Below are 14,806 nucleotides of genomic sequence, written 5' to 3' on the forward strand. Positions count from 1 at the left end.
AGCGCTTACGGATGAAATTTAAAAAAATGGTTCGCTAACCTATGACTTACATCTATTTTCAGCGAACCAAAAAAATTCCCACAAAGTCTTGACTGACTCCTGAAAAACGGTCATAGTTCCCCTAAGATTATTGCTGTGATATGATTTTCTGCATTAATGAAGGAGACACGTTCTAGTCATAGTTCCCCTAAGATTATTGCTGTGATATGATTTCTTTCACGTATACAACCCAGCCGAACTGGTCATAGTTCCCCTAAGATTATTGCTGTGATATGATCTGAATATTTGAAACTACCTAAACGAGAACGTCATAGTTCCCCTAAGATTATTGCTGTGATATGATTTCCTTACAGTGCTTATGCAGGCTTTAATCGTCATAGTTCCCCTAAGATTATTGCTGTGATATGATATGGAGGAGTTAGAATGTATCAACCGTCGAGTCATAGTTCCCCTAAGATTATTGCTGTGATATGATAAATACAAAAACGAAGACGGCTCGCTTACGGTCATAGTTCCCCTAAGATTATTGCTGTGATATGATATGTTTTTTCTGAAAAAACTCTATCAGTAGGTCATAGTTCCCCTAAGATTATTGCTGTGATATGATTGAGCATTCATGAAGGTCGCTTGACGATCCGTCATAGTTCCCCTAAGATTATTGCTGTGATATGATGAATGATCTGCTGTATTTGCCGGAATCCATGTCATAGTTCCCCTAAGATTATTGCTGTGATATGATCATGATTGCAAAAGGCTTGGTGGAGAAGTGGTCATAGTTCCCCTAAGATTATTGCTGTGATATGATCAATCCGTACCTGTTACAGCGCCAACAAGCGTCATAGTTCCCCTAAGATTATTGCTGTGATATGATCGAGCTGACGTTTTAAAAGTTGGCCATCATGTCATAGTTCCCCTAAGATTATTGCTGTGATATGATCACTTTTCGGTCTAAATGCAACGATACCATGTCATAGTTCCCCTAAGATTATTGCTGTGATATGATTGAATGTTGGTGAAGCCTTACAGTTCTTAGGTCATAGTTCCCCTAAGATTATTGCTGTGATATGATTCCAAGCGTATAAAGCTGCTCTTGCACATTGTCATAGTTCCCCTAAGATTATTGCTGTGATATGATGCAGCCAATCCACCATTAGACAAAGCCGCAGTCATAGTTCCCCTAAGATTATTGCTGTGATATGATGGAAACGTGATTTGAGCGATGATGGAGTCGGTCATAGTTCCCCTAAGATTATTGCTGTGATATGATGAAATGATAGGGTGGGAAAAAGCCCGTCTTGTCATAGTTCCCCTAAGATTATTGCTGTGATATGATTGAATACGATTTAAGTACTGTTCTCGTTCTGTCATAGTTCCCCTAAGATTATTGCTGTGATATGATGGAGGATGGTGAAAAATGGCCAAAACATATGTCATAGTTCCCCTAAGATTATTGCTGTGATATGATCGCCATTTTCGTCGGTAAAGCCAGCAGTTTGTCATAGTTCCCCTAAGATTATTGCTGTGATATGATTTGCGTATAACAATAACAACATCACACGGGGTCATAGTTCCCCTAAGATTATTGCTGTGATATGATTGTATTGGATTCAAAATCATATGCAGATTGTCATAGTTCCCCTAAGATTATTGCTGTGATATGATTTGCTCCTATTGTGCTAGTGAATGTTCTAGGTCATAGTTCCCCTAAGATTATTGCTGTGATATGATATCATCGATGATTTACGAATATCATCTCGGTCATAGTTCCCCTAAGATTATTGCTGTGATATGATACGTGATCGAAAAAGCCTGTAATCTCAAGGACTACAGGCTTTTTTCATTCGAAAAAAATAAGGAGTAAAGGTCAATAATTGGGTAAATGTATTTCTTTTTTTAAAAAAGTGTAAGCTGTGTTGAAGCCAATACTTTTTCTTTTTGAGTAGGTTCTCCTAATAGTAATTGCATTTTTGCATATTGTTTTTCTGTTACCATCATTGCCCGTATAGATCCTTGAGGTGGAAGGTTTCTTTTCAATCTTGCCAAGTGTTTGTCGGCTGCTTCATGTCCGTTGCAAATGCGGCTGTACACGGAATACTGTAACATGTCGTATCCTTCATTTAATAAAAATGTACGAAAGCGTCTATATTCACGCTTCTCCCTATTCGTAATAACTGGTAAATCAAAAAACACGAGCAATCTCATGTATTTACTCATACACGTGTAATTGAATAGGGAGCAGTTCAGGAAGTTTTAAAAATGAAGGATTTTGACTTTTACTGGCCGTGACAAAGCTTTTGGCCATTTCTTCCACAGCATTGACTACCGTAAGTTTTTCGTTATTTATTAATATATCCGCATTTGCTAAATTATATAAGTCTGCTCTAATTTCCGGAGAAAATTCGTCATCAATATTGATTTTTTGTGCAACATATAGATCGACAAGAGGACGCAGAACTTCCATAAAATCATCTGCAAGGTTAAACTTATTTAAATCATTATCATGGTAAATCCCTAAGCAGGGAAAGAAACCGTAATTGACCAGCGATCTTGCGACGATTCCCCGCATGATCGCATATCCGTAATTTAATGCAGTATTGATCGTATTATCGCTTCTGCGGGTAAATTGATCGCCAAATAAGTACTGAAAATACTTTTTGGCTCCATATGCTTCACGGTTATTCATATCTCCTGAATCGACGGTCTTACTGATGCGGTATAGTTCTTCCGTCCCCTCTTTGTTTAGCAACTCCAGGCATTTCCCTTGGTTGACCAATTTTTGAATAACGATTTGTTGCCATATGCGTTTTTTGAATGGTTTGGAATAAGCGTACTGCATCTGCAGCACGCTTAACTGTCTCGAGTGTTTTTGAAATGGTTGTAATATCCCGTTCGGCAGGCGCTTTTTGTCACATGTAAATAAAGCAATGTCGTATTCGGCCATCTTGCTTAATGCGACAGACGTAATAGTCACAGCAGGTTCTTCAATAATAATTGAGCATATATCCTCTAAAGGTATTGCCACTTTTTCTTCCTGCTCAATCACTAACTGATTGTAACGAATCGACAGTTTTCCCATTTTTCTGATTAGTAGGTGTCGCCAACCCAACCCTCTTTTCTCCTTTCACCTTATGGATGTTTCCAAGTACATCCACTTGATATTTCTCGAATCGTTTGAGGGTTTTTGAACCAACGCCTCTTAAAGAAAATCTTCTATCGTGGCTGATTAAGTCTAGTCCTCCATTTGCAGAATCTATCGTTTTATAGTAAGCGAAAATGTCTTTGATGACTATTTCCTCGCTGGACGAGGTTTTGATTGTTTTTTCTCTCGGAAGATCGATTCTTACTAGATCGTTTGGAAAAAGACTAAACTTAAATGTATACTCTTCGGTCATTTCTTTCCATTCGGAATAAGGCTTATTTGCCTCAATAGCTTTGTTGGGAAGTGTGCCTTTCATTATATCCATTGTATATACTGGGACACAATAATATTTTCCGTCTTTTTCAAATACATCCGTACGTACGATATTGCTATTGTAGGCGACCGTTTTGCTCCCATCTAGATGAACGACTTTGTTTTTCGTGTCAATAATTTTCACAGTTCGAATAACCGGACCAGGCTCCCCATTCTTCTTTGGTTTATACAATGGTTCTTGAAATGCTTTTTTCGGATCGTTGTTGTGTTCAAGAAGCCGCTGACGAATTGCCTCGTAAGTGCGTGGATCGCTTTCCTTTTGATACATAGGGAAATGGCCATCTTTATCTAGCTTTATATCAGATAATTTTGTTTTGACAGCTGTCTGAATCTTGCCGCTCTGTCGATCAACGCCCACAAACCTACGTAATGTTTCCTGGTGAGCTGCCCCAGTTACACTTCGTTTTGGCATACGTGATACAAAAACCGGCCGTAACGATTCGAGTTTCTTTCTATCATAATTTCCAAGTGCCAAAGCTTCTATACTTTCTTGTGGAAATCTTGATAGTCTTGCCTTTAATTCATCAGAAAAATGTGGCCAAGGTTGCGGGAAGAACGGCTCTTTTTTCTTTGCGCTCTCTTTATTTTGCTCTCTAGCTTTATAAAATTCGGTGATTTTTTTTATCATCCCTTGAGTAGCGCAAGCAACGATAACAGCATCAACAGCATGGTGCAAATCCGACTCTTCACGATTTTTGTTAAAGTCCCAGCGGCTGCGCAGGTGCGCTGTAATTTTTCCATTTATTGTATATACTTTTTGTCCACCATCCCCATCAGCAAACTTTAAATGCTCTTTAATAAAGTTGGCAAAAAATTTAGAGATGTATCTTGTATCATTTAAATTTCGCTCTTTGAACTCTTTTTCTTCCGTTTCTTCATATCGAAGGCGAAGCAAATTTTGTTTCTTCTTTTTAGAAAATTGTTTATTGGTAAGTACAAATGTTTCAAATTTCTTCCAACGTTCTGATCCTAACCCCAAATACTCAACAGGGGTGTGATTTCCTTTTTCACGATTCTCTTTTGTTAAAACAAGCACTTTATTAGCGTAGCTGTCATCTAAACTTCTGCTGTACGGTAAAATATGATCAACTTCAACATAGCCTGGTTCCAACAAACGTTCAAGTTCGATGGGTTTAAGTGAATACATACATCTTCCTTGCTGTTCACTCCAAAGTTTAAATTTGACAATATCTAAGCCTGTTGGATTTTTTGTTAATTCGTATTCTATAAGTTGTTTAATTGCTGTTTCGTTTTTCTTTCGATTTTCCGTTTGATCTTTTTGTATCTTTTTTCTCTCATCGAACGAATGAGACAAATCTCTGGCCAGTTCAATATGAATCGATACAGGTGAACCATATTTTTTAATGATCGCATTAACAACTTTACGTGATTGTGTTAAAGCTCTCATTACGACAGGATTTGCAATGTTTGGAATAACAGGTAATAATAAAGCCTTTTCTTTTTTCTTAGGTCCAGTGAAATTGTATCCTGCTAATTCACATGCTTTTGAATAAATTTCCCCTTGTTTCATGTAAGGCAGTATGTTTCGAATTGCTTTCATGGAAAGGTGAGCAAATTTTGAAAAAGATAAATTAAGAAGTTCATCAATTAGCGACTTATCATATACTTTATTAGCAAGATTGCTCACTCTTTTCCCATTTTTTGTTATATATTCGTTTTGTAAGTATGCAACAATATCTTCGTCATCTTTAAAGATTGTGAGCGCATAACCAAATGTATCAATATCGGTTTCGTTAAACATCCGTATGCCATCTTTCCCGTAAACATTCTCAATACATTTACGAATTTTATGATAAGAATCCAGCTCTAAAAAACGAATGTTTTCAATTTGCTTTAAAGAACTCTTCGGATCGTAAAGAAGTCCTTTAAAATGTATATCGTCAGATAGATTCAGCAACTTACGGATATCATAGTAAGTCATTTTATTTTTCGAAAAGGCCTGTTTATACAAAAGGTTGCGCTCTATTTCTGTCAAAGCTCTTGTTTCGTCTGGAGAAACTAAACGCAATTTGTTGATATGTTCCCAAACAATAAAAGATTGGAATGTATACGTTGCTTTTGGAGCACGCTTTTCTTTTGGTTCAAATGTACAAAATCCCACTTTCTTTTCAATATCCTCTTTAGAAGCAAAAGGTCTTTGCGACGACCATATGTTTAAATACTTTTCCTCCAATCTTTCAGTGCAAACAGGATTGTTAAATTCGCGTTGTTTTTCAAAAATGAGTTTGATTTCCCGTTCAAGGTCATCTCTAGCAATCATATTTGAATAACTATCCAACTTGTTGCGTTTATGATAAGCAAATTTGCTGTCTTTTACAATCATTTCACCTACTGAGCGATATTGTGCCAAAATGCTCTGATTTTCTTCTATATTTTTAAGAAATTCACTGCTTTCTTTACTGTTGCGCTCACTTTTTCGATTGGATTTAAATCCTCTTCGTTTCGCTAAGTGCAGGAGCACGCGTGCAAGTTCATCATTATTTAGTTTTCGTTCCAATGCATCGACGCGTAACTGCCATACATCTATTTGCTTTTTTTGTTTAAATAGTAAATTCATCTCTTCTTTTGTTAAAACGTTTTCGCTAACGAGCAGGCGGCGAATGCGCTCGAGCCGATGTTTTCTACGGCGAAGGCGCCGTCTTGCAGAACGGGCAATACGGCGAGGGAGCGCTAATGATTCCCCATTTTGAGGGTGCTCAGCTTTATCGAAAATACGAACTCCTAAATCTTCAATTCTTTTCAGGTCAAGGTTAATCACTGCCCAGCCGACGGATGCGATCCCAATGTCTAGACCCATTTTATAATTCATAGAAATTCCCTCTCCCTTTAAAATGATGAAATAAAAAAGACCTCAGCACTTTCGCTAAGGTCTAGGTTTGCATAGAAATTAAAATGGGGAGTGCCCTTTAAGGGCAATAGGCGATCCCCAACGCCGCGGGACATCTCTACCCCTAAAGTAGAAAGCCCTTATCATAGTAACCCTAAGATCATTGCTGTGATATGATCTTAATTTCATAGTAAATCATTTAATTGGAAAATTCAATAATAAAGTTTAAATTTTTCTATTTTCATGGGTTATTAGTTCTAGTTTCGTTTTCCTAGATATTTTTTTGAATCTGTTCTAATTTACCTGTTTCTCGAAATTTTAATATCATCATTCAAAAAATTTAAGAATTCCGTATTTCTTTTTCTTACCGCCATAACATAACTACTTTCGGCACATTCTCTTTTTCATTCGGGAAGTAGACAGTTCCATTAAAATAAGTATGTTTTAGAGAAATCTGTTTTTTTACTGTATATTCCTGGAATAACATTGACATCTCTACGATGTAAGGCAATAGTCACATCTCAAAGGTTAGAATTATATTCCATTGATAACAATTACATTGAAGTTTTTTTTACATTTTGTCAGCGACACAGGAGAATCCCAACTTAAAAAATTTATTTTTTTGTAAAGAATGTTAAATTTTAAAAATTATGTCTTTTCAAACGAATTTTCAAGTAAAATGTGAAATAAGGCGTGTATTGTAGGGGGAAAAATAATGAAACAGTTTACAAAAGAAGAGAACAGCTGGGTTTTCTATGATTGGGCAAACTCTGCTTATTCTCTTATTATTACGACAGCTGTCTTTCCTTTATATTATAAAGCGGCTGCCCAAAATGCCGGGGTCAGCGCTGCTGATTCTACGGCTTACTTAGGATATACCATCTCCATTTTCACCTTTATTTTAGCCATGTTAGGGCCTATTTTAGGGACCATTGCCGATTATCAAGGATTGAAGAAACGGTTTTTTGCGTTCTTTTTTGCCCTAGGTGTATCCTTTACGGCTTTATTGGCTTTTATCCCAAGTGATCAATGGCTTATCTTGTTAATCATTTATACCATGTCTGCCATCGGATCGAATGGGGCCACTGTGTTTTATGATGCTTTTCTTGTCGACGTAACCACAGATAAACGCATGAATCGTGTATCTGCTCGCGGCTTTAGCTTTGGCTATATCGGCAGCACAATCCCGTTTATCGCAATCATTGCGATCATTATTTTAGCTCAAAGTAAAATAATTCCGCTTTCCACCGCATCTGCAAGCAAAATAGCCTTCCTTATCACCGCCATCTGGTGGGGATTATTCACCATACCGATGTTTCGAAACGTCCGGCAGCGCTTTTATATTCAACGTGAAGCGAATCCCATTGCAGAGAGCTTTAAACGGCTTCTGAAAACACTAAAAGAAATCAAAAAGTACCACACTCTGTTTTTATTCTTACTCGCGTATTTTTTCTATATTGACGGTGTCGGTACCGTCATTACGATGTCCACAGCGTATGGAACGGATTTAGGCATCCGTTCTTCCGATCTGTTAGTGATTTTGTTTGTCACCCAAGTCGTTGCTGCTCCGTTTGCCATTCTGTTCGGGAGATTGGCCGAAAAATTCACAGAGAAAAAGATGCTTTATGCAGGCATTTTCGTCTATATCATCGTTTGCATCTATGCCTACTTCTTAAAAACAACGTTGGACTTCTGGATATTAGCGATGCTTGTTGCGAGCTCTCAAGGAGGCATTCAATCGTTAAGTCGCTCATATTTTGCGAAGCTTGTTCCCAAAAAGAACGCCAATGAATTTTTCGGTTTTTATAACATCTTCGGAAAGTTTGCTTCTATTTTAGGTCCATTATTAGTCAGTTTCACAGCACAGCTCACAGAAAACACCAATGCAGGTGTGTTTAGCCTTGTTATTCTCTTCATCATTGGCATGATCATTCTTGCCCGTGTTCCCGACTCCGACGTTTCCAATTAAAGAAACCAAGAAGCTCTTCATGTAAGTAAAACTATGACTATTAAGATGAGATTATATTCATTCCTTCATACAGCTGAATAAAAGTTTCATTATATATCTTTCGTTTGTGAACTACCCTCCACTTACCACCCTTGCGGGTCGCTTGAAGTGGGGGCTTCTCGGGTAATCCTATCTAACGATAAGAAATTGACCGAGCTTACCCTCTCGTTCCGAAAGTTATTATTCTTTATGCTAATATGCGTAATCCTTCATTTTTGATATTGATTGCTGAATTGTGATCACGATCTAATACAAAACCGCAAGAACATTCATATACACGTTTAGATAATGGCATTTCTTTTTCCTTGCCACAACAAGAACATTTCTTAGTAGAAGGGAACCACTTATCGATTTTTACAAGTTGTTTCCCTTGTTCTTTTAGCTTGTATTCTAAGAAAGTAGTGAACATACCCCAGCCATTATCATGAACACTTTTTCCAAAATTGAGGGCTTGAGACATTCCTTTCATGTCTAAGTCCTCAATGATAACTGCGTCATAGGTTGATGCTAATTCTTTTGATTTATGGTGAAGAAAATTCTTGCGTTGATTGGCAATTTTCTCTTGTAACTTTGCTACTTTCAAACGTTGTTTTTCCCAACGTGCAGAACCTTTTTTTCTGCGAGAAAGAATTCGTTGTGCTTTTGCCAGTTTGTCTAATGCTTGTCGATAGTACCGTGGGTAATTGGCTTTCTCACCCTGTTCACTCTCGACATATAGACCGTCCATAGCAAAATCTAAGCCAACTACTTTTTGAATCTTTACTGACTGAATATCTTTCTCGTATTCTGTCAAAATCGAAATATAATATTTACCTGTCTTTGTTTTAGAAATAGTACAAGATTTGATTTTATAATCAGCAGGTATTTCTCTATGTCGGTTCATTTTCATTGGCTTTTTGATTTTTGGTAGTTTGATATGACCATTTTCTAGCTTAATATTGCCGTTGACCATATTGGTTGTGTAAGATTGTTTATTTTTCTTGCTTTTGAATTTAGGAAACTCCGCACGACCTTCAAAAAAGTTCTTATAAGCATTTTGCAAATTGATCTGTGCGTTTGCTAAAGCTAAAGAATCCACTTCTTTTAGGAATGGAAATTCATCTTTGTATTTCGCTGGTGTCGGGAATGCTTGTTGTTTAAGCGTTTCTTTATCGTTTTTGAATTTCTCATACGTTTCCTTACGTTCTTCCAGCATCTTATTGTAGACAAAGCGAACACAACCAAATGTTTTGGCTAATTGGATTTTCTGTTCTTTATTCGGATACAAACGAAATTTGAAGGCTTTGTTTTGTTTGGCCATATCAAATCACCTCACTTCTGACCTTGATTTTCAATGTATTTTTTTATGACTTCTATTGGTGCACCGCCTGTTGTAAGCAGGCAAAAGCTTCTTGACCAAAACATCTCTTTCCATAGTCTTTTTCGGATATGAGGAAAGTTTTTCTTTATCAGTCGAGAACTTGCACTCTTATAAGTATTGATGAACTTCGATAATTCAGAATTAGGATGTGCTTTGAATAGGATGTGGATATGATCCTTATCATGATTCCACTCTGTCAAAGTAATGTTGTATTTTTTTCCGATCTCAATGAACATATCTTTTGCAAAATCAGATATTTTATCGGTGAACACTTCTCTGCGATACTTTACAACTAATACAAGATGATAATGTAATAGGAACACTGAATGATTATTACTATCCAATTTCATTGATATATCAATCCTTTTTTATATATAAGACTGATTATATCAAAACCTTTGGCTAAAGCCAACCGAAATTCATCTCCCACCTACTCATTGGGCTACGCCCTGCACATTCCTTGAGGATGGGAGACTTCTTTCGGAAATCCGTTAAAATCCCCTCTACTTCTATTTTCCGTTTCAAGTAAATCCTCTTTTTCCTTCCTTTATTGGCTGTCATATGTACTAACTATATTTATAGTAGTTCAACTTGATAGATTTTAGTTGGAACGCAAAAAAGCGCCATAAACGTTATGCAAATGAAACCAACCTCCACCGTGGTAAGCAAAAAGACCAATAGGAGATATGGATCAAAATAAAATTTTTAGGCATTTTGATTGATTGACATTTTTTGCATAATATGTCTGTTGATAGTAATTTTTTAGAATGTTATGGTAAAAAGGAAAAACATTACTAGCAAATATTTCCCGATAAAAACTAAAGGAGAGATGAAATCATGACCACTGCAAAGAAAACCACCTACGAAACAAAACGTTACGCAAATCTGATTCCTATGAAAGAGATTCAATCTATACAAGATCAGTTATTTCCTTTTACTATTTATAACACTTTGCGAAGAACAACACGGTAAGATATGACCCTATTCGAGAATGTTGGGATGTATTTCGATACGAAGATGTTCATTTCATCTTAAAAAATCCAACATTATTTTCATCTAATCGTGGGATCGGCGACAAAAGAAACAGTATATTGATAATGGATCCGCCTAAACACACAAAAATGAGAAATCTTATTAATAAAACGTTTACTCCCAAAGCTGTCAACGAGCTCTCTCAACGAATTCAGGACGTTACAACCTCCCTGTTGGACCAAGCAAAGGAAAAAGAAACATTGGAAATGATTTATGATTTTGCCGCTCCGCTTCCCGTCATTATCATTGCGGAATTATTGGGAGTCCCGGCAAAAGATAGGGAACTTTTTAAAAACTATTCTGATATTCTTGTGTCTGGAGCCAAGGATGGTTCGAACGAGGCCTTCAATATGATGATGAAAAGAAGACGAGAAGGAGCCAAGTTTCTGAATGCCTATTTTAAAGAGATCATACAGGAGCGACAAAGAAGCCCAAAAGATGATTTAATTTCTTTACTATTGGCAGCAGAAGTGGACGGAGAAAGACTAAAAGAAGAAGAGTTGCTCGGATTCTGTATTTTATTATTAGTCGCGGGTAATGAAACAACAACGAATCTCATTGTGAATGCTGTTCGATATATGGTAGAAGATACAAATACTCAAGAAACAGTCCAAAAAAATCTTTCTTTGGTTCCCAACTTAATTGAAGAAACTCTTCGATTCTATCCTCCAATTCAAGCAATTGGACGTACTGAGACGGCAGATGTCGAAATTGGAGGCCATACGATTCGCAAGGGATCTCAAGTGATTAGCTGGGTAGCGGCAGCTAATCGGGATGAGCAAAGGTTTGAACAACCGGATCGTTTTATGCTGGAACGCCACCCAAATCCACATTTAGGTTTTGGATATGGCATCCATTTTTGTTTAGGCGCTCCTTTAGCTCGACTGGAAGCAAAAGTTGCTCTTTCAGTATTATTAACCACTTTCTCTAAACTAGAACTAGCAAAACATACAGAACTTGAGCCCATTCAAAGTCCATTTGTATTCGGCGTGAAAAGCTTCCCAATACAATTTAGTCTCTAATTTTATAGCATTTTTTATCCAGTTGTGTATCAACTTAAAAGGCCCTCTCATAAGCCGGTTTAACCGACTTATGAGAGGGCCCCATTTTCATTCCTCTCTACATTTTTTCTCATTAAGAGGATTACTTTTGAATTAACCCCTCCTCCTTTAAAAATTGTTCAGCCACGTCATCATAATCTTTCTTTTTCAAATCGACTTCTGCATTTAACTGCTGCATTTTTTCATTTGTGATCTTTCCTGCAAGTAAATTAATCACTTTTTCCAATTCCGGATGTTTTTTCAGCACTTCTTCGCGTATAACCGGTGCTGCATTATAAGGAGGAAATTGATGCTTATCGTCTTTTAGCACATATAAATGGAAAGCTGGTATGCGTCCGTCTGTTGTATAGGCATCAATCACATCTACTTTATGATTTTTTAATGCACTATACATAATTCCCGGATCCATCGTCGATGTTTTCTTAAAATGAATTCCGTATTTCTTTTGTAAACCGGGATAGCCATCTTTTCGTTCTAAAAATTCAGGATCGGAAGCAAGAGTTAATTGGGGTGCTTTTTTTGTAAGATCGGAAATGGTTTTCACATTCCATTTTTTCGCATCCTCATTGCGGATTGTAAGAGAATACGTATTATTAAATCCGATTGGTTTTAACCATATTAAATGATATTTTTTCTCATATTGTTGTTTTACATGATGATAGACTTCATTTGGATCTGTTGTATGGATTTTTTCTTTTAGGATGTTCATCAAACCAGTTCCAGTGTATTCAACAGCTAAATCATAATCGCCCTTTCGCATTCCTTCAAATACCGGCACCGTTCCGCTAAGAAAAGATTGGTACTGAACATGTAGTTTCGTACGATCTTCAATTAATTTACCATATATATGGACTAAAATTTCTTGTTCTGTGAAGCTTTTCCCCGTAATGACAATCGTATTTTCTCTCTGTTTTGATTGATAAATTCCATATCCTGAAATGCCTGCTATCGCAAGGATTATAGCGGAAAGTAAAGAAATCCGAACACTTCTGGGCCATTTTTTTCTTCTTGTTCCCGGTTTCGCCCAATTTTCAATTCGCTTCAAAATTTGGTCAAAAACAATCGCAAGAATAGCTGAAGGAATGGCACCTGCCAAAATAAGGGCTGAATTATAGGTTTGCAGTCCTCTAAAGATGAAATCGCCTAATCCACCAGCACCAATTAAACCGGCCATCGTTGCCACTCCGATAACCAATACGGACGCTGTACGGATTCCTCCCATAATGACATTCAGTGCCAACGGCAATTCCACGATCCATAATACTTGTCTATTGGTCATTCCCATACCAATACCAGCTTCAACGGTGCTGCGATCTACACCTAATATTCCTAAATACGTATTGCGAAGAATGGGAAGAAGCCCATATATCGTTAATGCTACAATGGCGGGCAGCTTTCCCGTTCCAATAAAAGGAACTAAAAATACTAACAAAGCTAGACTTGGTATGGTTTGAACGGCTGAAGCTATGCCAATAATGGGATCTGCTAATTTCTTGTGTCTCGTTAAATAAATCCCAAGCGGTACCGCTATGACAATGGCAATCGCAATCGCCACAAACGACAAATAGATATGCTCAAACAACAGTTTTCCAATCTCATTCCATTTATTCGAAAATACATTGACAGTTTCTTTCCATAGATTATAAATGTAAATCACTCTCCTTTATTCATCGCCAATTGACTGACAACATAACTGACAATGCTTGAGCGATTTATGATCCCTTTCACTTTATTTTTTTCATCTAAAACAGGCACAAATCCCGTTTTGGATTCGTTCACCATTTGCAGTGCTTTTTCTGGAGAATCGCTTGTTTTCAAAGTAGGGAAGTCTTTCTGAACGATATCAATAAGATGCAATTGTTCATCTTTATAAGCTTTTCTCATATCCCAAATGTTCACGACGCCGTAATATTGATTGTATCGATCGACTATCACCAAATGGTCTACCCGTTTGTTGCGCATATATTTTAACGCTTCCGCTAATCCTCTTGTCGGATAAGCTGTAATGGGCGGAATCATCAATTCTTCTAAATCAGGTATATTAGAGGCATCTTGCAAACGTTCCTCTCCAATAAATTGGCGGACAAATTCATTGGCAGGGTGGCGTAAAATGACCTCCGGCCGATCTAATTGAACAATTTCTCCATCTTTCATGAGACAGATGCGATCCCCGATTTTGATCGCTTCATCCATGTCGTGAGTCACAAAGACAATCGTTTTTTTTAATTCTTGCTGAAGTCTGGTCAGCTCCTCTTGCAATTGTTCACGACTGATTGGATCGAGGGCGCTGAACGGTTCATCCATTAAAATCACTTCAGGATCGGCAGCCAATGCCCGTATTACACCAATTCTTTGTTGCTGCCCGCCCGATAATTCATCCGGATAACGGTCCCCCACTTCCTTAGGATCTAAACCAACCATTTCAATTAATTCATCCACTTTTTTCATGTAGCGTTTTTCGTCCCATTTTTTTAGCTTTGGAACGAGAGCTACATTTTCGCGAATGGTCATATGCGGCATTAATCCGATTTGCTGAATGACATATCCAATATTTCTCCTCAGCTTCACCGGATTTTTCTTTGCAATGTTTTCGCCATTGATGAAAATCTCACCGCTTGTAGGTTCAATCAAACGATTCATCATTTTCATTGTCGTCGTTTTCCCGCTGCCGCTAGGACCAATCAACACAAACAATTCGTGGTCATGAACGGTCAAGTTAAGGTTTTTAATGGCGACAAAACCGTCCTCATACTTCTTTGTCACATTCTTAAATTCAATCAACAACAACACCTCCCCTTTTTCTATACCCTTCTAACAGGTAGATTAAACGACAAATTTTTTGCTGTTCCCCCATTCACGAAAGCCAGTTGCTATTATTTTTCGACATTCGTATGGTCCGCATGTATGAAATTGTCATGAATCTTTTTCGAAAGAGCGCCTATTTCAAATTTTTGATCAAATCAACATCATCGAGATTGGAATTCGAGTGGTCTGAATGACAAGGGCACTTGCAATGAATAGGGGA

8 protein-coding genes, 1 pseudogene and 1 CRISPR repeat array are annotated in these 14,806 nt (G+C 37.4%); of the genes and pseudogenes, 2 read left to right on the forward strand and 7 right to left on the reverse strand.

The genetic code is table 11. The annotated features are described in order from the left end of the window. The first annotated feature begins 109 nt into the window (after positions 1-109). A CRISPR array of direct repeats spans positions 110-1,793; the repeat unit is 36 nt; unit sequence GTCATAGTTCCCCTAAGATTATTGCTGTGATATGAT. A gap of 100 nt (positions 1,794-1,893) precedes the next feature. From cas2 to cas9, 3 genes are read right to left on the reverse strand one after another with little or no spacing between them, the layout of a single operon-like run. Beyond that, positions 1,894-2,202, reverse strand: a complete 309-nt coding sequence (gene cas2, locus N1I87_RS12775; protein ID WP_341102104.1) for a CRISPR-associated endonuclease Cas2 — start codon at positions 2,200-2,202, stop codon at positions 1,894-1,896. Positions 2,203-2,206: 4 nt separating this feature from the next. Next, positions 2,207-3,106: a type II CRISPR-associated endonuclease Cas1 gene (gene cas1, locus N1I87_RS12780; protein WP_341102106.1), complete on the reverse strand. Its 900-nt coding sequence runs from the start codon at positions 3,104-3,106 to the stop codon at positions 2,207-2,209. Next, entirely contained in the window at positions 3,036-6,302 is a 3,267-nt protein-coding gene (gene cas9 / locus N1I87_RS12785) for a type II CRISPR RNA-guided endonuclease Cas9 (protein WP_341102108.1), read from the reverse strand. Before cas9 ends, cas1 begins: the two co-directional genes overlap by 71 nt. Positions 6,303-7,035: 733 nt before the next feature. Between cas9 and N1I87_RS12790 the strand changes: the two genes are divergently transcribed. After that, positions 7,036-8,289: an MFS transporter gene (locus N1I87_RS12790; protein ID WP_341102111.1), complete on the forward strand. Its 1,254-nt coding sequence runs from the start codon at positions 7,036-7,038 to the stop codon at positions 8,287-8,289. A gap of 226 nt (positions 8,290-8,515) precedes the next feature. Here N1I87_RS12790 and N1I87_RS12795 read toward each other — a convergent pair whose 3' ends face one another. Both N1I87_RS12795 and tnpA read right to left on the reverse strand, forming a co-directional pair. Continuing rightward, positions 8,516-9,628, reverse strand: a complete 1,113-nt coding sequence (locus tag N1I87_RS12795; protein WP_003353586.1) for an RNA-guided endonuclease InsQ/TnpB family protein — start codon at positions 9,626-9,628, stop codon at positions 8,516-8,518. 11 nt (positions 9,629-9,639) lie between these two features. Next, positions 9,640-10,038 (reverse strand): IS200/IS605 family transposase, encoded by a 399-nt coding sequence (gene tnpA / locus N1I87_RS12800; RefSeq protein WP_003352529.1) that lies wholly within the window; start codon positions 10,036-10,038, stop codon positions 9,640-9,642. A 487-nt stretch (positions 10,039-10,525) separates the two neighbouring features. On the opposite strand from tnpA, the pseudogene N1I87_RS12805 reads away from it, so the two are divergent. After that, positions 10,526-11,742: pseudogene (locus N1I87_RS12805) on the forward strand (cytochrome P450). A gap of 121 nt (positions 11,743-11,863) precedes the next feature. Here the strand turns inward: N1I87_RS12805 and N1I87_RS12810 are convergent. Continuing rightward, entirely contained in the window at positions 11,864-13,438 is a 1,575-nt protein-coding gene (locus N1I87_RS12810; RefSeq protein WP_341102113.1) for a glycine betaine ABC transporter substrate-binding protein, read from the reverse strand. Beyond that, a complete protein-coding gene (locus N1I87_RS12815; protein ID WP_003354191.1) occupies positions 13,435-14,562 on the reverse strand; it encodes an ABC transporter ATP-binding protein in 1,128 nt (375 codons plus the stop codon). Before N1I87_RS12815 ends, N1I87_RS12810 begins: the two co-directional genes overlap by 4 nt. Between the last annotated feature and the right edge of the window lie 244 nt (positions 14,563-14,806).

Source organism: Bacillus sp. FSL W8-0102, assembly GCF_038007225.1.
In the GTDB taxonomy this organism is placed as follows: Bacteria; Bacillota; Bacilli; order Bacillales; family DSM-4216; genus Bacillus_O; species Bacillus_O smithii.

Bases quoted from the DNA above. Each gene is read 5' to 3' on its own strand.
- N1I87_RS12795 (WP_003353586.1), bottom strand. From the start codon at position 9,628: ATGGCCAAACAAAACAAAGCCTTCAAATTTCGTTTGTATCCGAATAAA.
- cas9 (WP_341102108.1), bottom strand. From the start codon at position 6,302: ATGAATTATAAAATGGGTCTAGACATTGGGATCGCATCCGTCGGCTGG.
- tnpA (WP_003352529.1), bottom strand. From the start codon at position 10,038: ATGAAATTGGATAGTAATAATCATTCAGTGTTCCTATTACATTATCAT.
- N1I87_RS12790 (WP_341102111.1), top strand. From the start codon at position 7,036: ATGAAACAGTTTACAAAAGAAGAGAACAGCTGGGTTTTCTATGATTGG.
- cas2 (WP_341102104.1), bottom strand. From the start codon at position 2,202: ATGAGATTGCTCGTGTTTTTTGATTTACCAGTTATTACGAATAGGGAG.